General features: G+C 69.4%; 17 protein-coding genes. 13 read left to right on the forward strand and 4 right to left on the reverse strand.

Annotated features, from left to right (window positions below):
• Nucleotides 1-369: 369 nt before the first annotated feature.
• The gene (locus tag GGR66_RS06515; protein ID WP_184447699.1) at nt 370-1164 is read right to left on the reverse strand and encodes a TatD family hydrolase; all 795 of its coding nucleotides are present in this window, start codon (nt 1162-1164) and stop codon (nt 370-372) included.
• A 5-nt stretch (nt 1165-1169) separates the two neighbouring features.
• On the reverse strand, nt 1170-1406 hold the full coding sequence (locus GGR66_RS06520; protein ID WP_048491350.1) for a DUF6116 family protein: 237 nt from the start codon (nt 1404-1406) through the stop codon (nt 1170-1172).
• Nucleotides 1407-1579: 173 nt separating this feature from the next.
• Here GGR66_RS06520 and GGR66_RS06525 point away from each other — a divergent pair, with 173 nt between their 5' ends.
• The 6 genes from GGR66_RS06525 (at nt 1580) to GGR66_RS06550 (ending at nt 7333) form a co-directional block, all read left to right on the forward strand.
• Nucleotides 1580-2395: a glycine zipper 2TM domain-containing protein gene (locus GGR66_RS06525; RefSeq protein WP_160969435.1), complete on the forward strand. Its 816-nt coding sequence runs from the start codon at nt 1580-1582 to the stop codon at nt 2393-2395.
• Nucleotides 2396-2495: 100 nt separating this feature from the next.
• Nucleotides 2496-3671 carry an acyl-CoA dehydrogenase family protein gene (locus GGR66_RS06530; protein ID WP_184447700.1) on the forward strand — a complete coding sequence of 392 codons (1176 nt, stop codon included), beginning with the start codon at nt 2496-2498 and terminating at the stop codon, nt 3669-3671.
• 48 nt (nt 3672-3719) lie between these two features.
• A complete protein-coding gene (locus GGR66_RS06535) occupies nt 3720-4259 on the forward strand; it encodes a GNAT family N-acetyltransferase (RefSeq protein ID WP_184447701.1) in 540 nt (179 codons plus the stop codon).
• Nucleotides 4260-4368: 109 nt separating this feature from the next.
• Nucleotides 4369-5046, forward strand: coding sequence for a glutathione S-transferase family protein (locus tag GGR66_RS06540; RefSeq protein ID WP_184447702.1), 678 nt, complete (start codon nt 4369-4371; stop codon nt 5044-5046).
• 52 nt (nt 5047-5098) lie between these two features.
• A complete protein-coding gene (locus GGR66_RS06545; RefSeq protein WP_184447703.1) occupies nt 5099-5653 on the forward strand; it encodes an NADPH-dependent FMN reductase in 555 nt (184 codons plus the stop codon).
• A gap of 261 nt (nt 5654-5914) precedes the next feature.
• Complete coding sequence (locus GGR66_RS06550; protein WP_048491354.1) at nt 5915-7333, forward strand: replicative DNA helicase; 1419 nt, start codon at nt 5915-5917, stop codon at nt 7331-7333.
• Between the two features lie 81 nt (nt 7334-7414).
• Here the strand turns inward: GGR66_RS06550 and GGR66_RS06555 are convergent, their stop codons facing one another.
• Entirely contained in the window at nt 7415-7909 is a 495-nt protein-coding gene (locus GGR66_RS06555; protein WP_184447704.1) for a hypothetical protein, read from the reverse strand.
• A 513-nt stretch (nt 7910-8422) separates the two neighbouring features.
• Here GGR66_RS06555 and GGR66_RS06560 point away from each other — a divergent pair.
• From GGR66_RS06560 to GGR66_RS06570, 3 genes are all read left to right on the forward strand, one after another.
• Entirely contained in the window at nt 8423-9844 is a 1422-nt protein-coding gene (locus GGR66_RS06560) for a deoxyribodipyrimidine photo-lyase (protein ID WP_184447705.1), read from the forward strand.
• Nucleotides 9845-9943: 99 nt separating this feature from the next.
• On the forward strand, nt 9944-11398 hold the full coding sequence (locus GGR66_RS06565; protein WP_184447706.1) for a wax ester/triacylglycerol synthase family O-acyltransferase: 1455 nt from the start codon (nt 9944-9946) through the stop codon (nt 11396-11398).
• 95 nt (nt 11399-11493) lie between these two features.
• Entirely contained in the window at nt 11494-12198 is a 705-nt protein-coding gene (locus tag GGR66_RS06570) for an OmpA family protein (RefSeq protein ID WP_160969419.1), read from the forward strand.
• 90 nt (nt 12199-12288) lie between these two features.
• On the opposite strand, the gene GGR66_RS06575 is transcribed toward GGR66_RS06570, so the two are convergent.
• Entirely contained in the window at nt 12289-13386 is a 1098-nt protein-coding gene (locus tag GGR66_RS06575; protein WP_160969417.1) for a LysR family transcriptional regulator, read from the reverse strand.
• 126 nt (nt 13387-13512) lie between these two features.
• Between GGR66_RS06575 and GGR66_RS06580 the strand changes: the two genes are divergently transcribed.
• From GGR66_RS06580 to GGR66_RS06595, 4 genes are all read left to right on the forward strand, one after another.
• Nucleotides 13513-13737 carry a hypothetical protein gene (locus tag GGR66_RS06580; protein ID WP_160969415.1) on the forward strand — a complete coding sequence of 75 codons (225 nt, stop codon included), beginning with the start codon at nt 13513-13515 and terminating at the stop codon, nt 13735-13737.
• On the forward strand, nt 13734-14507 hold the full coding sequence (locus tag GGR66_RS06585; RefSeq protein ID WP_184447707.1) for an SDR family oxidoreductase: 774 nt from the start codon (nt 13734-13736) through the stop codon (nt 14505-14507). Before GGR66_RS06580 ends, GGR66_RS06585 begins: the two co-directional genes overlap by 4 nt.
• A complete protein-coding gene (locus GGR66_RS06590) occupies nt 14504-15709 on the forward strand; it encodes an efflux RND transporter periplasmic adaptor subunit (protein ID WP_184447708.1) in 1206 nt (401 codons plus the stop codon). The genes GGR66_RS06585 and GGR66_RS06590 overlap by 4 nt, the downstream gene beginning before the upstream one ends.
• A 140-nt stretch (nt 15710-15849) precedes the next feature.
• Nucleotides 15850-19020 (forward strand): multidrug efflux RND transporter permease subunit, encoded by a 3171-nt coding sequence (locus GGR66_RS06595; protein ID WP_160969411.1) that lies wholly within the window; start codon nt 15850-15852, stop codon nt 19018-19020.
• The last annotated feature ends 6 nt before the right edge of the window (nt 19021-19026 follow it).

A 19026-nucleotide genomic window follows, 5' to 3' on the forward strand; every position in this document is an offset into this window, starting at 1 on the left:
ATGCGGCTTGCCGGTTGTTTCACGCCAGGAGGATCCGATCTGCCAGAACGCGTGCCATCGAGCCGGCCGCCGAGCCTTTGCTGAGAGCGAACGGGTTCACACTCCGGTGCCTGGCGGACAAAAGATCCGCTCGCCGTTTCAGCGCGGTGCACAGTAGCAGAAGCAAGCGTGCCGAAACGCTATCGAAAGGCGACGTTCCGGCTGCTCAGTTCACAGTTTCGTGCGAAAGGTGCGCGGCAAGCGGATTTTCAGTGCGCTGGTGCGTCATGCGAGGGCGTTGGCCGCTCCGCGCGGTCCGCGATGGTGGTGGTTGCGGACGGCGGCGACACCGTGGCAAGGGCCGTCGACTGTCTGCGAGACAGTCCTGCGTCAGGCCGGATCGGTCGCGCCAGCGAGCGTGTCGGGCAAGCCGAACAGGCGTCGTGCATTGGCCGTGGTCTGTGCGGCGATGGAGGCGGCAGGTGCGTCGCGCAACTCGGCGATGGTGTCCAGCACCGTGCGCAGCCGCGCCGGTTCGTTGCGCTGGCCGCGGATCGACGCATCGGGCTGGTCCGGCGCATCGGTTTCCAGTAGCACCTGTTGCAACGGCACCGCGGCCGCCAGCCGGCGCAGGCGCTGCGCGCGTTCGTAGGTGACCGGCCCGCCGAGGCCGATCAGGAAATCCAGCGATTGCAACTGCGCGGCCTGTTCGGCGCTGCCGGCGAAACTGTGCACCACGCCACGCACGCGCCCGACCTTGCGGATCGCCAGGATCACCGCGTCCACCGCGCGCCTGGCGTGCACGATCACCGGCAGGTCGAACGCGCGCGCCAGCTGCAGTTGGCCGACGAAGTAACGCTGCTGCTCGGCTTCGTCCAATCCTTCGACGAAGAAGTCCAGGCCGCACTCGCCGATGGCGCAAGGGCGCTCGCGTTCGATCCACTCGCCGAGCAACGGCAGGTGCTCGGGACGATGCTGGTCCAGAAACAGCGGATGCATGCCATACGCGGGATACAGGCCGGGGGCGGCCGCGCAGACCGCGCGCAGCTTGGGCCAGGACGCCGCGGTCACCGCCGGCACCACCTGCGCCCGCACGCCCGCCGCGTGTGCGCGTGCGATCACCGCGGCGCGGTCCGGGTCGAACTCCTCCGCATCCAGGTGGCAGTGGCTGTCGATCAGTTGCATGGCGCTCAGCGGCGCACGCGCTGCGCGGTGGAGGTCAGCGGTTCGGTGGCCGGCGCCGGCGTGCGGGTCTTCCAGTTGGCCAGCAGCAGGGTGCCCAGGCCGAACACGATCTCGTCGATGAAGGGCACCGGATCGGGCAGCAGCACGCTCAGTACGAACAGGCCGGCGGTGATCTTGAACAGCGTCGGGTAGCGCAATTTGCCCGCCCAGCGCAGCAGCGGATAGACGATCGGATTGGGCATGGCACGTTCTCCGGGGCAGCGGTGGAAACGCTAACAGCCTCGATATGGCGACGTTCCGGCGGCGTTACCAGCCGCGGCGCCGGCGCATTGCTGAATAGGGAGCGGATTGGTTCAGCTTCCGCATGGTAATCACAGCACCGTAGACAACGCGGTCAGCCCGCAGGAGAGCACACATGAAAAGCACTACGACAACCGTTCTGGTCGCGGCTGGCGCCTTGCTGGTCGGCGGCGTCGCCACCGCGGCCTTCATGAACAATCGCGACAAACCGGTGGACGTCGCCAACAGCGACGTGCGCCCGGCCCTGGACAATACGCGCGGCGACAGCGCGCTGGATAACAGCGTCGGCGGCAAGCTGGAGTACGCCGACGTGGTGCGGGTCGACCCGATCACCCAGAAGCAGCAGCGCTACGCCGAAGTGATCGGCACCGAGCCGCTGCGCGAGACCTCCACCACCACGACGCCGCGCCAGGTGTGCAACGACGTGGTGGTGCAGGAGCGCCTGCCCGAGCGCGACGGCAACGTCGGCGGCACCGTGGTCGGCGCGCTGGTCGGCGGCCTGCTCGGCAACCAGGTCGGCCACGGCAATGGCCGCAAGGCCGCCACCGCGGCCGGCGCGGTGGCCGGCGGCTTCATCGGCAACCGCATCGACCAGAATCACGTCGGCGGCCGCGTGGTCGACCGCACCGAGCGCCAGTGCCACACCGAGAACAGCACCGCGCAGTCCTCGACCATCACCGGCTACAACGTGACCTATCGCAACGACGACGGCACCACCGGCACCATGCGCATGGACAGCAAGCCGGGCAACCGCATCGCCATGGGTTCGCAGGACGTGGTCAAGGGCTACGACGTGACCTACCGCTACGACGGCCAGGAAAAGACCGTGCGCATGGACGACCGCCCGAACAGCGACCGCTTGCCGGTGCTGGACGGCCGCCTGGTCACCCAGACCGCCTCGGCCGGCGACACCGCCGTCAGCCAGCGCTGAGTCGCAGTTTGGATGCACCCCCGAAGGCCGGCGCTTGCGTCGGCCTTCGTCTATCTGGAGGCGGCGGCGCGGGCGGGGCCGATACAATGCGGTTTTCGCCGTGGACACCGCCATGCCCCTGCCTTGCGACGATCTGTTCGACGTAGCCGCGCTGCTCAGCGAGGAGGAGCGTGCGATCCAGCAGGCGGTGGCGCGCTTCGTCGATGCCAAGGTGCTGCCGGTGATCGGCGATGCCTTCGACCAGGCGCGGTTCCCGCGCGAACTGGTGCCGGAACTGGCGCAACTGGGACTGCTCGGCGCCAGCCTGCCGGCCGGGCAGGGCGGCGGCGGCCTCAACGCGGTCTGCTACGGCCTGATCTGCCAGGAACTGGAGCGCGGCGACAGCGGCCTGCGCAGCTTCGTCAGCGTGCAATCCTCGCTGTGCATGTATCCGATCCACGCCTACGGCAGCGAGGCGCAACGCCAGCGCTGGCTGCCGGCGATGGCCGCCGGCACCGCGATCGGCTGCTTCGGCCTGACCGAATCCCAGGGCGGCTCCGACCCGGCGGCGATGCAGACCCGCGCGGTGCGCGACGGCGACGGCTGGCGCCTGAGCGGCAGCAAGATGTGGATCACCAACGGCAGCATCGCCGACGTGGCGATCGTGTGGGCGCAGACCGAGGACGGCATCCAGGGCTTCCTGGTCGAGGCCGGCACGCCGGGCTTCGGCACCCAGGACATCGCGCACAAGATGAGCCTGCGCGCCTCGGTGACCTCGGCGCTGTTCTTCGATGAGGTGCGCCTGCCCGACAGCCAGCGCCTGCCCGGTGTGCGCGGGCTGAAAGGACCGCTGGGCTGCCTGACCCAGGCCCGCTACGGCATCAGTTGGGGCGCGATCGGCGCGGCCATCGCCTGCCTGCGCGAGGCGCTGGCCTACGCTGGCGAGCGCATGCTGTTCGGGCGGCCGCTGGCGGCGACCCAGAGCGCGCAGATCAAGCTCGCCGACATGGCGCGGCGCATCGCCACCGCGCAGTTGCTGGCGCTGCAACTGGGCCGGCTCAAGGATGCCGGCACGCTGCAGCCGGCGCAGGTGTCGCTGGCCAAGTGGAACAACGTGCGCATGGCCCTGGACATCGCCCGCGAGTGCCGCGACCTGCTCGGCGGTGCCGGCATCACCACCGACTACGGCGCGATCCGGCATGCCCTGAACCTGGAATCGGTGATCACCTACGAGGGTACCGAGACCGTGCACCAACTGGTGGTCGGCCGCGAGCTGACCGGCATCAATGCGTTTTGAACCCATGGCCCGCGCGCGGCGCGGGCCCGTTTTGCAGGAGAACCGAGGATGAGTGTCTTCGATGTGCGCGTGGAAACCGAGCGCCTGTTGCTGCGTCCGCCGACCGCCGAGGATTTCACGGCGTTCTGCGCATTTTCCGCCGATGCGCAGACCATGCATCACCTCGGCGGCGTGCAGGCGCCGGCGGTCGTCTGGCGCGGCCTGGCGACGATGGTCGGCAGCTGGCAGTTGCAGGGCTTTGCGATGTTCTCGGTGATCGAGAAGCGCAGCGGGCAATGGATCGGCCGGGTCGGTCCCTGGCAGCCGCACGGCTGGCCGGGTCCGGAGGTCGGTTGGGGCATCGCGCGTGCGTACTGGGGCCATGGCTATGCGCCGGAGGCGGCCGCGGCGTCGATCGACTGGGCGTTCGCGCAGTTGGGCTGGAGCGAGGTGATCCACACTATCGTCCCCGACAACGCCAACTCCAAGGCGGTGGCGGGCAAGCTGGGGGCGCGCTACCTGCGCCAGGATCGCCTGCCGGAGCCGCTGCAGGCGCTGGAGGTGGAAGTGTGGGGTCAGTCGCGCGCGCAGTGGCAGGCGCGACGCTGAAGCGCGGCTACGGTGGAGATCCTTGTACGTCGTCGGGGTCCGGGGCCCCGCTCTTGCGAATCCCCATTCCCGACTCCCCAATCCCGATCCCGCAAACAAGGAGCGGCACATGGCATCCGAACGTATCCCCCTGACCGTGTACGGCATGGCGCTGTCCGGCAATTGCTACAAGGTGCGGCTGTTGCTGGAGCAGCTCGGCTGCGCCTACCGTTGGGTGGAGATCGACAGCGCCAACGGCCAGACCCGCACCCCGGCGTTCCTGGCCAAGAATCCCAACGGCAAGGTGCCGCTGCTGGAGCGCGAGGACGGGCGCGTGCTCGCCGAATCCAATGCCATCCTGTGCTGGCTGGCCGAGGGCACCGCGTATCTGCCCGCCGATTCCTGGCAGCGCGCGCAGGCGCTGAGCTGGCTGTTCTTCGAGCAGTACAGCCACGAACCCTACGTGGCGGTGGCGCGCTTCGTCTGCGGCTGGACGCCGCCCGACTCGCCGCGCCGCGCGGAGTTGCCGCGCCTGCGCGAGGGCGCGATGCGGGCGCTGGCGGTGATGGAGCAGCACCTGCAGACGCAGGCCTGGTTCACCGGCCCGGCCTACGGCATCGCCGACATCGCGCTGTTCGCCTACACGCACTGCGCCGGCGATGCCGGGATCGCGCTGGCGCACTATCCGGCGCTGTGCGACTGGCTGCAGCGGGTGCGCGCGACGCCGGGTTTCGTGGCGCTGCCGGAGTTGCCGGACGACGTGCGCGCGCGTCTGGCGCTGAGCGGAACGCAGGCGGCGTTCACCTGACTGCCGCGCGCAGGCGGCTAGCCTGCAGGTCCATTCGGTCAGGAGCAATGCCATGAGCCAGTACCGCATCGCCGTCTTCGTCGGCAGCCTGCGCAAGGAGTCGTTCAACCGGCGCCTGGCGCACGCGCTGGAGCGACTCGCCGGCGACCGTGCCAGTTTCGAGTACGTCGAGATCGGCGACCTGCCGTTGTACAACCAGGACCACGACCACGACTACCCGGCGCAGGGCCGGCGCCTGAAGACGCAGGTCAGCAACGCCGACGCGGTGCTGTTCGTGACCCCCGAATACAACCGCTCCATCCCCGGCGTGCTCAAGAACGCCATCGACCTGGGCTCGCGGCCGTATGGCGAGAGCGCCTTCGCCGGCAAGCCGGCGGCGGTGTGCGGGACCTCGCCGGGGGCGATCGGCACGGCCATGGCGCAGCAGCACCTGCGCAACGTGCTGGCCTATCTGGACATGCCGGTGTTGGGCCAGCCGGAGATCTTTCTGCAGTTCAAGGAAGGCCTGATCGCCGAGGACGGCACCATCGACGACGAGCGCACGCGCAAATTCCTCGCCGGCTTCGTCGACAAGTTCGTCGCCTGGATCGACGAACTGCAGGCCTGAGCGCTGCCGCGGCATGTGCCGTCGGTGGCGCACGGGTGGGGCAGGGCGAGCCTTGTGCGGCGGGGCATCGGCGAGGTTCTCAACCGCTTGTCCCCAGACTTGTCCCCAGCCCTGGCGAGCGAGCGGCGACGTGCGCGGCGTCGCTCGGGCAGGCGTCTCGGGAAACGCCCTAGCCGCAGCCCGGCGCGGCGACTAAAATCGGCGCCCGGGCCGCGGTGAGGCCGCGCCCGGCGACCGCGCCCCACAGAGAAGACCCAGCCTATGTCCGCCCGTCCCGGCTACCGCGGCGATCGCAAGAGCGAACGCAGCGAACGCAGCGAGCCGCGTCTCGACCAGTTGCGCGTGCCGCCGCACTCGACCGAGGCCGAACAGGCCGTGCTCGGCGGCCTGATGCTGGCGCCGGATGCCTATGACCGGGTCAACGATCAGCTCACCGACAACGATTTCTATCGGCGCGATCACCAACTGATCTATCGCGCGATCCGCGAGCTGGCCGAGAAGGGGCGCCCGTTCGACGCGGTGACCCTGGGCGAGTGGTTCGAATCGCAAGGCAAGCTGGAGATGGTCGGCGACGGCGCCTACCTGATCGAACTGGCCAGCACCACGCCCTCGGCGGCCAACATCGTCGCCTATGCGGAAATCGTCCGCGACAAGGCGGTGCTGCGGCAGTTGATCGAGGTCGGCACCACCATCGTCAACGACGGCTTCCAGCCGGAAGGGCGCGAGAGTTCGGAACTGCTGGCGTCGGCGGAAAAGGCCGTGTTCCAGATCGCCGAGGCCGGCGCGCGCGGACGCAGCGACTTCGTGGCGATGCCCGGCGCGTTGAAGGACGCGTTCGAGGAGCTGCGCAACCGCTTCGAGAACGGCGGCAACATCACCGGCCTGCCGACCGGCTACAACGACTTCGACGCGATGACCGCCGGCCTGCAGCCGACCGACCTGATCATCCTCGCCGCGCGCCCGGCGATGGGCAAGACCACCTTCGCGCTGAACATCGCCGAGTACGCGGCGATCAAGTCGAAGAAGGCGGTGGCGGTGTTCTCGATGGAAATGTCCGCCTCGCAGCTGGCGATGCGCCTGATTTCCTCCAACGGCCGCATCAATGCGCAGCGCCTGCGTACCGGCCAGCTCGAGGACGAGGACTGGGCACGGGTCACCGGCGCGATCAAGATGCTCAAGGAGACCAAGATCTTCATCGACGACACGCCGGGCGTGTCGCCGGAAGTGCTGCGTTCCAAGGCGCGCCGGCTCAAGCGCGAACACGACCTGGGCCTGATCGTGATCGACTACCTGCAGCTGATGTCGGTGCCCGGCAACAGCGAGAACCGCGCCACCGAGATTTCGGAGATCTCGCGCTCGCTCAAGGGCCTGGCCAAGGAGCTGGGGGTGCCGGTGATCGCGCTGTCGCAGCTCAACCGCTCGCTGGAAACGCGCACCGACAAGCGCCCGGTGATGGCCGATCTGCGCGAATCGGGCGCGATCGAGCAGGACGCGGACATGATCGTGTTCATCTACCGCGACGACTACTACAACAAGGAAAATTCGCCGGACAAGGGCCTGGCCGAAATCATCATCGGCAAGCATCGCGGCGGCCCGACCGGGTCGTGCAAGCTCAAGTTCTTCGGCGAATACACCCGCTTCGACAATCTCGCCCACGATTCGGTGGGTGCGTTCGAGTAAGCCCGCGCGCCGCACGCAGTCCACCTGACAGCGCGGCGCCCGCAACGTTCCGGGCGCCGGCTGGGTGGCGCGACGCGACGATCAGTAGGGAATCTCGATCTCGGCGTTGCTGGTGGCGTCGTAGGTGTTGGCGCCGTACTCGGCGTGGTGGGTGCAGACCACGGTGATCTTGCGGTAGATCCCGTAGACGAAGTTCGACGTGAAGTGCACGTCCACCAGTGCACCGTTGCCTTCCTCGTCGTAATCGGTGGTGTAGCCGTTGCCGAACGGGTCGTAGGCGTTGCAGCGCACGTTGATGTAGCGGGCGTCGACGCGATCGTTGTTGGCGTTGGCGAAGCGCGAGTACGCCCGGATCTTCAGGCGCTTGCCGCCAGCGGGGCGGTTGTCGGACTCGTAGCCCTGGTTCTGGATCACGCCCTGCAGCGTGTAGACCGGCGTGCCGCCGCCGCCGCTGCCCGGCGGTTGGTAGCCGCAGGAGCCCGGGCCTTCCTCGATCTCGGTACTGCAGGCCATCGCCAGCGGGGCGGCGAGGCTCAGTGCCAGGGTGAGGGCGGCTTTTGCGATGCGCTTGTCCATGGGTGTTGCTCTCCTGAGGTCATTGCGGATGTCGGGGATGGGCATGGCCGTGCTGCGCCGTTCGCTGCCCGCAGCGCGTCCGCGGCCCTGGCGATGCAGGTCCGGGCGCGCGGGCGGTTCGGGGCGCACGCAACCGCGCTCGCCGGTCGTGGTGGCCGTGAGGTCGCAGAGGCGATGGCGGACGTTCCCCGTGCGCGCGAAACGGCCGTGGCCATGTCGTGCGCGGTGCAGCGAAAGCACGGATGACGTCCTTCCCCGAACGTCATCCGACAGTAGCGGTCGCGGCGCCGCTTCGACATGACGGCGCCCGCCTCGGCGTTATAGCAGGGCAGGCGAGGCGCGCGAGCGCGGCGTGTGGGGATGTCTACGAAATCCTGTCAGTGCGCACTGGCCGGGCCAGCACCGGCACCGCCACCGGCAGCGTCCAAGCGCGTGCGGTTCGCATCGCGGCATGCTCACCTGGCCGCTGCACGCGATCCGTATCATGGCGCGTCCTTCGCTGCGTCCCCTCGCATGAGCTACGCCATCGTCTGGTTCCGGCGCGACCTGCGCCTGCACGATCAACCCGCCTTGCAGGCTGCGCTGGATGCCGGGCACACGCCGGTGCCGGTGTATCTGCACAGCCCGGAGGACGAGGGTGCCTGGGCCGCAGGCGCGGCCTCGCGTCGCTGGCTGCAGCGCTCGCTGGCGGCACTGGACGCGCAACTGCGCGAACGCGGTTCGCGCCTGATCCTGCGCCAGGGCCCGGCCGAAATCGCGTTGCGCCATGTGATCGCCGATTGCGGCGCCGTAGCGGTGTACTGGAACCGCCGCTACGAGCCGGCCACGCAGCCGCGCGATGCGCGGCTCAAGCGCGAACTGCGCGAGCAGGGCCTGGAGGTGCACAGCCACAACAGCGCGCTGCTGTTCGAACCCTGGCAACTGGCGACGCAGCAGGGCGGCCCGTACAAGGTGTTCACCCCGTTCTGGCGCAGCGCCTTGAGCCATTGGCAGGTGCCGGCCCTGCAGCCGGCACCGAAGACGTTGCCGCCGCTGCCCGCGGAGCTGGAGAGTCTGCCGCTTGAGCGGCTCGGCCTGGCGCCGGCACTGGACTGGGATCGCGGCTTCTGGGAAGTCTGGCAGCCGGGCGAGGCGGGCGCGCACGAGGCGCTGGACGTGTTCGTCGATGGCGCGCTGCGCGACTACCTCGCCGGCCGCGACCGCCCCGACCAGATCGGCACCTCGCGGCTGTCGCCGCATCTGCATTTCGGCGAGATCGCGCCGTGGCGCATCGTTGAGACGCTGGAACAGCAGCGCCGCGCCGCCACCGCCGCGGCGATCGACGGCTACATCCGCCAGCTCGGCTGGCGCGACTTCGCCCACCACCTGCTGCACCATTTTCCGGAGACACCCGAGCGCAATCTCAATCCGCGCTTCGACCGTTTTCGCTGGGCCAAACCCGATGCGGAGACATTGCAGGCCTGGCAGCGCGGACGCACCGGCGTGCCGATCGTCGATGCCGGCCTGCGCGAGTTGTGGCACACCGGCTGGATGCACAACCGCGTGCGCATGATCGTCGCCAGCTACCTGTGCAAGCACCTGCGCGTGCATTGGTCCGAGGGCGCGCGCTGGTTCTGGGACACCCTGGTCGATGCCGACCTGGCCAACAACACCCTGGGCTGGCAGTGGGTGGCCGGCACCGGCGCCGATGCCGCGCCGTATTTCCGGGTGTTCAATCCGGTGACGCAGGCGCAGAAGTTCGATCCGAAGGGCGAGTACATCGCGCGCTGGGTGCCGGAACTGGCGGCCCTACCGGTGGCCGACCGCTTCGCCCCCTGGCAGGCGCCGCAGCGGCTGGCGCACGCTGCACCGCAGTATCCGCGGCAGCCGATCGTGGACCTGGCGGCCGGCCGCGATGCGGCATTGGCCGCCTACCGCGAGACCGCCGCCGGCTGAGTGCTGCGTTGCGCTGGCGGCGCGCACGTGCAGCGCGAGGCGCGCGATTGACGCCCTTCGCCGGCGCATGATTCACTCCGGGCTCGGACAGGAGCCCGCATGGCCACCAGCTCAGCTCGCCGCAAGCCGCAGCGCGAACCGATGTCGCGCGTGGACACCGCCTGGTTGCGGATGGACCGGCCGACCAATCCGATGATGATCACCGGCGTGCTGATGTTCGACGAGCCGCTGACCTTGCCTGCGCTCAAGCAACTGGTGCGCAAGCGCTTCCTGGCTTTCCCGCGGTTCCTGCAGAGGCCGGTGGAAACCGCCACCGGCGCCTACTGGCAGCGCGACGACGATTTCGATCTGGACTGGCACGTGCGCCTGTCGGCCTTGCCCGGGCGCGGCCAGAAGAAGGCACTGGAGCGCTTCGCCGGGCAGATGGCGTCCACGCCCTTGGACAAGACCAAGCCGCTGTGGCAGTTCCACCTGATCGAACGCTACGAAGGCGGCTCGGCGCTGGTGGCGCGCATCCACCACAGCTATGCCGATGGCATCGCCCTGGTGCAGGTGCTGCTGTCGCTGACCGATACCCAGCGCACCCCGGAGCCGTCGGCGCAGCTCGAGCGCGCCTGGCTCAAGGACGACGGCAAGGAAGTGGTGCGTCGCGTCGGCGCGGTCGACCGCTATCTCAAGCTCGGCGGGCGCATGCTCGACAAGGGCCGGGCCATGGCGCAGGACCCGAACCTGCCGCAGATGCTGGCGCGCGAGGGCGGACTGATCGGCCGCGAGCTGGTCAATGCCTTGCTGCTGGCCGACGATCCGCCGACGCTGCTGCGCGGGCGCCTGGGCGTCAGCAAGCGCGTGGCCTGGGCCGAGCCGCTGGACCTGGACGAGGTCAAGGCGGTCGGTCGCGCCTGCGACTGCACGGTCAACGACGTGCTGATGGCGACCATGGCCGGCGCCCTGCGCGACTACATGCTCGAACGCGGCGAACGCCTGGACGGGGTGACCCTGCGCGCCACCGTGCCGGTCAACCTGCGGCCGCTGGAGCACGCGCGCAAGCTCGGCAACCACTTCGGCCTGGTGTTCCTGGACCTGCCGGTGGGCGAGGCCAATCCGGTGCGGCGCCTGCAGTGCGTGGCCGCGTCGATGCAGCAGCTCAAGCAGTCGCGCCAGGCGATGGTGGTGTTCGGCCTGCTGGCGGCGGTGGGCATGGCGCCGGCGGCGCTGCAGTCGGCGGCGCTGGACCTGTTCAGCCGCAAGGCCACCACCGTGGCGACCAACGTGCCGGGGCCGCAGCAGCCGCTGTACCTGGCCGGCAGCCGCGTGCGCGAGATGATGTTCTGGGTGCCGCAGACCGGTTCGATCGGCGTCGGCGTGTCGATCATGAGCTACAACCACCGCGTGCACTTCGGCCTGATCGGCGATGCGCGGCTGATTCCCGATCCGGATGCGGTGATGCGCCGGGTCGGTGCCGAATTCGAGAAGCTGCTGTATCTGGCGCTGATGGGCGATTGGGAGCAACCGCTGCGCGCGGCCGACGCCGAAGACTTGCTGCCGTCTTCCTGAACCGGGCGCATCGCGCGCCGGGCTGCGTTCATCCGCGCCTCGCGTACCGCTGTTTATGCTGCGGCCACGTCAAACCAGGTTCGGGAGAGAACACGATGAAAACGACCGCCCTTCGCGGCATGTCCGTGGCCCTGGCCAGTGCGCTGGTGCTGTCCGCCTGCGCCACCGGCGGCTCCTACGTGCAGCGCGACCAGTACGGCAATCCCACCGAGCAGCAGAACCGCACCGGCCGCGGCGCGCTGATCGGCACCGCGGTCGGCGTCGCCGCCGGCCTGCTCAGCGGCAGCAGCGCCACCGAGCGCCGCCAGCACGCGATGATCGGCGCCGGCATCGGCGCGCTCAGCGGCGCGGCGATCGGCAACTACCAGGATCGGCAGGAGCGCGCGCTGCGCGAGCGCACCGCCAACACCGGCATCGACGTGCGCCGCGACGGCGACAACATCACCCTCAACCTGCCCGACGGCATCACCTTCGACTTCAACCAGTCCACGCTCAAGCCGCAGTTCTATTCGGCGCTCAACGGCGTGGCCCAGACCCTGGGCGAATACAACCAGACCATGATCGAAGTGGTCGGGCACACCGACAGCATCGGCAGCGATGCGGTCAACCAGCGCCTGTCCGAACAGCGCGCGTCCTCGGTCGCCGCCTATCTGACCGCGCAGGGCGTGCAGCCCGAGCGCATCCAGACCCTGGGCGCGGGCAAGAAGTACCCGATCGCCGACAACAGCACCGAGGCCGGCCGCGCGCAGAACCGCCGCGTGGAGATCCGCGTGGTGCCGCTGCGCTCCTCCGCCGGCTGACCGATCCGGCGACGGCAACAACGAACGGGCCGCATTGCGGCCCGTTCGCGTTTCTGCGCTGCTGCTGCGACGCGTCGCGCGCGGCGCGGCTCAGACCAGCGCCGCGTCCTCTTCGTCCTCGGCTTCCGTCTCCAGCGCCGCGTCCGTCGGCACCGGTGCGGCGGCCACGCGCGGCAGGCTGGGCAGCGACTGCGTGTTCATCGCCACGCCGCTGCACAGGGTGAACTCGGCGCCGTCCTCGGCCTGCTGCGTGGCCAGCTTGGCCGGGCACTGCGCCATCATGTAGCTGACGTCGAAGTTGAGCTTGTCGACCAGGAAGTCGACGAAGGCGCGCACCTTCGGCGAGAGCATGCGCCCGCCCGGGAACACCGCGTTGAAGTCCAGGTCCGGCCCGACCCAGCCGCCGAGCACGCGCCGCGCCTTGCCGGCCTCGATCAACGGCTTGATCGTCGCATCGCTGGCCAGCACCAGGCCTTCGCCGCAGACCAGCCCGCCGATCAGCGCCGCCGAATCGTTGGCCAGCAGGATCGGCTGGACCAGGAACTCGCCGCTCTGCTTGCCGTTGCGCAGCGGCCAGCACAGTCGGTTGCCACCGCCGCGGCCGGTGCTCAGCGCCAGCGTGCGGTGGTGCTGCAGGTCGTCCGGATGCAGCGGTTCGCCATGGCGTTCGATGTAGTAGGGGCTGGCGAAGACCTGGGTGCGGAAGGTGGCGAGCTTGCGCGCGACCATGGTCGAATCCGGCAGCGTGCCCATGTGCAGGGCCACGTCCACGCCTTCGGCGATCGGGTCGACCTTGTCGCTGGTCATGATCATTTCCAGCCGCACTTCCGGGTGCTGGCGGTGGAACTCGCCCAGGATCGGCGCCACCCAGGAGATGCCGGCCGAGTAGGGCACGCTGAAACGCAGCCAGCCGCGCGGGCCGGCCTGCAGTTGGCCCACCGCGCTCTCGGCTTCCTCCAGTTCGCGGGCGATGCGCTGGCAATGCTCGTGGTAGACCGCGCCGGCCTCGGTCAGCCCGAGCCGGCGCGTGGTCCGGTGCAGCAGGCGCGCGCCCAGCCGCGCCTCCAGGTCCTGCACCTTGCGGCTGACAGTGGTCTTGGGCAGGCCGAGGGCATTGGCCGCGGCGATGAAGCTGCCTTGCTCGACCACCTTGACGAAGATCAGGGTGTCGTTCAGATCGTGGCTCATGACGGTTCCTTGAGGTGGAGACGATTGGACCGGTAGCGGGACGATTATTCCCCTTAATTCGGACTAATCAAGTGCGGCTTTGGCGCCTAATTTGTCCGCATTCGCCATCACCGACGGTCTTTGCCCATGTCGATGCGCACCCTGTTCCAGTTTTTCGCCTGCCCCGATCGCCAGCCGCGGCGCCGTTCTGCACCGGTGGCGCCGGCGCAATCCCTTTACCCGAAAGCGTTTCGCGAGTTCACCCCGCCACCGCGGCGGCAGGGCGGCAGCAGTCTGCGCCTGGGTGCGTCCGGCACCGACCGTCTGGGTCGAATCGCGATTGTCCCGTCCGCGGGAGGAAAAGTCCCGTGAGCGGGATGTTGGCCCCCGAGGTCCTGGTCCTCGGCGGCAGCGGCACGGTCGGCCAGGGTGTCGTCCAGGCGCTGCTGGAGGCGGGCAGCCCGGTGCTGGCAGTGGCGCGCGACCGCGCCCGCCTGGCCGAACTGCGCGATCGCCACCGCGACGAACCCGGCCTGGACGTGCTATGCGGCTCGGTCGGCACCGACGCCGCCGCCGCGGCCTTGGTGGCCGAGATCGCGCAGCGGCCGCGGCCGCTGGCGGCGGTAGTCGCCGCCCTGGGCAGTCCGTTGCGGCCGGGGCGTCTGCTGGAGCGGCCGCTGGGCGCGCTGCGCCGGCGCCTGGATGCCGACCTGCTGCCGCATCTGGCTGCGGCCCGGCATCTGCTGCCGTTGCTGGCGCAGCACGAGCGCGGCGCCCGCTATGTACTGCTGGGCAGCCCCTGCGCGCTGCGCGCCTGGTCCGGGCATGGCGACAGTTCGGTGGCGGCGGCGGCGATCCGCATGCTCGCCCAGGTGCTGCACGAAGAAGCCAAGCCGCTGGGCGTGCACGTGCACCTACTGTCGTTGTCCGAGCCGGTGTGCCGCAGCGACGACGCCATCGGCGAGTGCCCGGACTGGTTCACCACCCTCGGCGTTGGCCGCGCCGTGGTGCACCTGCTCGCCGATCCGCAGCGACCGGACCGCGCTTTGGTCGAGATCGACCGCCGCCACGTCGCCCGTCCACGCAGCGCCCTGCTCAACGCCTTGCCGTTTTCCTTCTCCACCCACGAGGTCTCTCCATGAATCCGATTCCGATGCCGTCGCGCCTGCTGCCGGGCGCCCTGCGCCCGCTGGCGGTGGCGCTGCTGGTCGCCACGCTCGCCGCCTGTGGCGGCAAGGCCAACGAACAGGGCGCGCCGCCGCCGCCGAGCGTGGGCGTGGCGCCCGCACTGCAGAAGCAGATCAGTCAGTGGGACGAGTTCAGCGGCCGCGTCGAAGCGGTCGAGCACGTCGACCTGCGCCCGCGCGTGTCCGGCTACATCGACAAGGTCAACTATGTCGAAGGGCAGGAGGTGAAGAAGGGCGATGTGCTGTTCACCATCGATGCGCGCAGCTACCGTGCCGAACTGGCCCGCGCCGAGGCCGACCTGGCGCGCGCGCGCACCCAGGCCAAGCTCAGCGCCAGCGAGGCCGCGCGTGCCAAGACCCTGTCCGAACAGCAGGCCATCTCCACCGAGAGCTGGGAACAGAAGCGCGCCGCCGCCGAGCAGGCGCAGGCCGACGTGCTGGCCGCGCAGGCGGCGGTGGACACGGCACGTTTGAACCTGGAATGGACCCAGGTGCGTGCGCCGATCGCCGGCCGCGCCGGCCGCGCCATGGTCACCGCCGGCAACCTGGTCAGCGCCGGCGACAGCGCCAGCGTGCTGACCACGCTGGTGTCGCTGGACAAGGTGCACGTGTACTTCGACGCCGACGAAGGCACCTTCCTGCGCTATGCGCAGATGGCGCGCGACGGCCAGCGCCCGAGCGAGCGCGACGGCAGCCTGCCGGTGCAGGTCGGCCTGGTCGGCGAGGACGGCTATCCGCATGCCGGCAAGGTCGATTTCCTCGACAACCAGCTGGTACGCAGCACCGGCACCATCCACGTGCGCGCGTTGCTGGACAACGCCGACCGGCGCTTCACTCCCGGCCTGTTCGCGCGGGTGCGGCTGCTCGGCAGCGGCCGCTTCGATGCGGTGCTGATCGACGACCGCGCGGTGCTCACCGACCAGGACCGCAAGTACGTGTACGTGGTCGACAAGGACGGCAAGGCGCAGCGGCGCGACGTGCAGCTCGGCCGCAGCGCCGAGGGCCTGCGCATCGTGACCAAGGGGCTGGCCGCCGGCGACAAGGTCATCGTCGACGGCGTGCAGAAGGTGTTCATGCCCGGCATGCCGGTGCAGGCCAAGCCGATCGCGCAGACCACGTCGCCGACCGCACCGCGCCAGGCCGTCGCCCTCGACTGAGTCGCGGGCGCCGACGCAGCACCGGCCGGGTCGTTACGTATCGGCCCCGCCCGCCGGGCCAGTGATGGCCCGGCACCGCCACCGGCATGCCTGCGTCCGCGCCCAGTCCCCCGTTTCACCCGTTTCCAGGACCACCACCCATGGACTTTTCCAGATTCTTCATCGACCGGCCGATCTTCGCCGCCGTGCTGTCGATCGTCATCTTCGCCGCGGGCCTGATCGCCATCCCGCTGCTGCCCATCGGCGAATACCCGGACGTGGTGCCGCCCTCGGTGGTGGTACGCACGGTGTATCCGGGCGCCAACCCCAAGGTCATCGCCGAGACCGTCGCCACGCCGCTGGAGGAAGCGATCAACGGCGTGGAGAACATGATGTACATCAAGTCGGTCGCCGGCTCCGACGGCGTGCTGCAGATGACCGTGACCTTCCGCCCGGGCACCGATCCGGACGATGCCGCGGTCAAGGTGCAGAACCGCGTGGCGCAGGCGCAGGCGCGCCTGCCCGAGGACGTGCGCCGGCAGGGGGTGACCACGCAGAAGCAGTCGCCCACCTTCCTGATGGTGGTGCACCTGACCTCGCCCAAGGGCAAGTACGACACGCTGTACCTGCGCAACTACGCACGCCTGCACGTCAAGGATGCGCTGGCGCGGATCCAGGGCGTGGGCGATGCGCAGGTGTTCGGCGGCGGCGATTACGCGATGCGCGCCTGGCTGGACCCGGAGCGGGTGGCCGCGCGCGGGCTCACCGCCAGCGACGTGGTCGCGGCGATGCGCGAGCAGAACGTGCAGGTTTCCGCCGGCCAGCTCGGCGCCGAGCCGATGCCGGAGAGCAAGTTCCTGACCCTGATCAATGCCCAGGGCCGCCTGCGCACCGAACAGGAGTTCGGCGACATCGTGCTCAAGGTCGGCGCGGACGGCCAGACCGTGCGCCTGTCCGACGTCGCGCGCCTGCAGCTGGGCGCCGGCGACTACACCTTGCGCGCGCAGCTGGACGGCAAGAACGCGGTCGGCATCGGCATCTTCCAGGCGCCGGGCGCCAATGCGCTGCAGATCCGCGACCAGGTCATCGCCAAGATGGACGAGCTGACCAAGCAGTTCCCCGACGACGTGAAGTACGAAGCGGTGTACGACACCACCATCTTCGTGCGCGACTCGATCAGCGCGGTGGTGCACACTTTGCTGGAGGCGGTGCTGCTGGTGGTGCTGGTGGTGATCCTGTTCCTGCAGACCTGGCGCGCCTCGATCATTCCGCTGATCGCGGTGCCGGTGTCGGTGGTCGGCACCTTCGCCGCGCTGTACCTGCTGGGCTTCTCGATCAACACGCTGACCCTGTTCGGGCTGGTGCTGGCGATCGGCATCGTGGTCGACGATGCGATCGTGGTGGTGGAGAACGTGGAGCGCAACATCGAGGAGGGGCTGACTCCGCTGGCGGCCGCGCACCAGGCCATGCGCGAGGTGTCCGGGCCGATCATCGCGATCGCGCTGGTGCTGTGCGCGGTGTTCGTGCCGATGGCGTTCCTGTCCGGGGTGACCGGGCAGTTCTACAAGCAGTTCGCGGTGACCATCGCCATTTCGACGGTGATCTCGGCGATCAACTCGCTGACCCTGTCGCCAGCGCTGGCCGCGCGCCTGCTGCAAGCCCATGACGCACCCAAGGACCGCCTGTCGCGCGGCATGGAGCGGCTGTTCGGCGGCTGGCTGTTCCGCCCCTTCAACCGTTTCTTCAACCGCAGCTCCGACCGCTACCAGGGCGCGGTGTCGCGCATCCTCGGCCGCCGCGGCGCGGTGTTCGCGGTGTACGTGGCGCTGCTGCTGGTCACCGGGCTGATGTTCAAGGCGGTGCCGGGCGGCTTCATCCCGACCCAGGACAAGATGTACCTGATCGCCGGCGTGAAACTGCCGGAAGGCGCCTCGATCGAGCGCACCGACGCGATGCTGCGCAAGGTCGCCACCATCGCCATGCAGACCGACGGCGTGGCCCATGCGATCTCGTTCCCCGGCCTGAACGCGCTGCAGTTCACCAACACGCCCAACACCGGCGTGGTGTTCCTGCCGCTGAAGCCGTTCGCCGAGCGCCACCGCAGCGCGCTGGAGATCAATGCCGAGATCAACCAGCGCATCTCGCAGCTGGGCGAGGGCATGTCGTTCGCCTTCATGCCGCCGCCGATCCTCGGCCTGGGCAACGGCAACGGCTACCAGCTGTTCATCGAGGACCGCGCCAACCTCGGCTACGGCGCGCTGCAGAACGCGGTCAGCGCCATGCAGGGCGCGGTGGCGCAGACCCCGGGCATGAGCTTCCCGATCGGCACCTACCAGGCCAACGTGCCGCAGCTCGATGCCGAGGTCGACCGGGTCAAGGCCAAGGCCCAGGGCGTGGCCCTGACCGATCTGTTCGACACCTTGCAGACCTACCTGGGCTCGACCTACGTCAACGACTTCAACCAGTTCGGCCGTACCTGGCAGGTGATCGCCCAGGCCGATGCGCCGTTCCGCGAGAGCGTGGAGGACATCGCCCGGCTGCGCACCCGCAACGCCCAGGGCGAGATGGTGCCGATCGGCTCGATGGTGACGATCAAGCAGACCTACGGCCCGGACCCGGTGCTGCGCTACAACGGCTATCCGGCCGCCGACCTGGCCGGCGAAGCGGATGCGCGGTCGCTGTCCTCGGCCGAGGCGATGGCCAAGATCACCCAGATCGCCAAGCAGGTGCTGCCCAACGGCATGGAGATCGAGTGGACCGACCTGAGCTACCAGCAGGCCACCCAGGGCAATGCGGCGCTGGTGGTGTTCCCACTGGCGGTGCTGCTGGCGTTCCTGGTGCTGGCCGCGCTGTACGAGAGCTGGACGCTGCCGCTGGCGGTGATCCTGATCGTACCGATGACGCTGCTGTCGGCGCTGTTCGGGGTGTGGCTGAGCGGCGGCGACAACAACGTGTTCGTGCAGGTCGGTCTGGTGGTGCTGATGGGCCTGGCGTGCAAGAACGCGATCCTGATCGTCGAGTTCGCCCGCGAACTGGAACTGCAGGGCAAGGGCATCGTCGAGTCGGCGCTGCAGGCCTGCCGCCTGCGCCTGCGTCCGATCGTGATGACCTCCATCGCCTTCATCGCCGGCACGGTGCCGCTGGTGTTCTCCCATGGTGCGGGCGCGGAAGTGCGCTCTGCCACCGGCATCACCGTGTTCGCCGGCATGCTGGGCGTGACCCTGTTCGGTCTGTTCCTCACCCCCGTGTTCTATGTCGCCCTGCGCAAGCTGGCCGGGCGGCCGCTGGTCTCGCATGCGCCGGCCCACGCCGACGCGCCGGCGCACGGCTGATTCCTA

This window comes from Xanthomonas sp. 3498 (assembly GCF_014199795.1).
Taxonomy (GTDB): Bacteria; Pseudomonadota; Gammaproteobacteria; order Xanthomonadales; family Xanthomonadaceae; genus Xanthomonas_A; species Xanthomonas_A rydalmerensis.

Coding starts and splice junctions, on each gene's coding strand:
- GGR66_RS06515 (WP_184447699.1), bottom strand. CDS start 1,164: ATGCAACTGATCGACAGCCACTGCCACCTGGATGCGGAGGAGTTCGAC.
- GGR66_RS06520 (WP_048491350.1), bottom strand. CDS start 1,406: ATGCCCAATCCGATCGTCTATCCGCTGCTGCGCTGGGCGGGCAAATTG.
- GGR66_RS06525 (WP_160969435.1), top strand. CDS start 1,580: ATGAAAAGCACTACGACAACCGTTCTGGTCGCGGCTGGCGCCTTGCTG.
- GGR66_RS06535 (WP_184447701.1), top strand. CDS start 3,720: ATGAGTGTCTTCGATGTGCGCGTGGAAACCGAGCGCCTGTTGCTGCGT.
- GGR66_RS06540 (WP_184447702.1), top strand. CDS start 4,369: ATGGCATCCGAACGTATCCCCCTGACCGTGTACGGCATGGCGCTGTCC.
- GGR66_RS06545 (WP_184447703.1), top strand. CDS start 5,099: ATGAGCCAGTACCGCATCGCCGTCTTCGTCGGCAGCCTGCGCAAGGAG.
- GGR66_RS06550 (WP_048491354.1), top strand. CDS start 5,915: ATGTCCGCCCGTCCCGGCTACCGCGGCGATCGCAAGAGCGAACGCAGC.
- GGR66_RS06555 (WP_184447704.1), bottom strand. CDS start 7,909: ATGGACAAGCGCATCGCAAAAGCCGCCCTCACCCTGGCACTGAGCCTC.
- GGR66_RS06560 (WP_184447705.1), top strand. CDS start 8,423: ATGAGCTACGCCATCGTCTGGTTCCGGCGCGACCTGCGCCTGCACGAT.
- GGR66_RS06565 (WP_184447706.1), top strand. CDS start 9,944: ATGGCCACCAGCTCAGCTCGCCGCAAGCCGCAGCGCGAACCGATGTCG.
- GGR66_RS06570 (WP_160969419.1), top strand. CDS start 11,494: ATGAAAACGACCGCCCTTCGCGGCATGTCCGTGGCCCTGGCCAGTGCG.
- GGR66_RS06575 (WP_160969417.1), bottom strand. CDS start 13,386: ATGAGCCACGATCTGAACGACACCCTGATCTTCGTCAAGGTGGTCGAG.
- GGR66_RS06580 (WP_160969415.1), top strand. CDS start 13,513: ATGTCGATGCGCACCCTGTTCCAGTTTTTCGCCTGCCCCGATCGCCAG.
- GGR66_RS06590 (WP_184447708.1), top strand. CDS start 14,504: ATGAATCCGATTCCGATGCCGTCGCGCCTGCTGCCGGGCGCCCTGCGC.
- GGR66_RS06595 (WP_160969411.1), top strand. CDS start 15,850: ATGGACTTTTCCAGATTCTTCATCGACCGGCCGATCTTCGCCGCCGTG.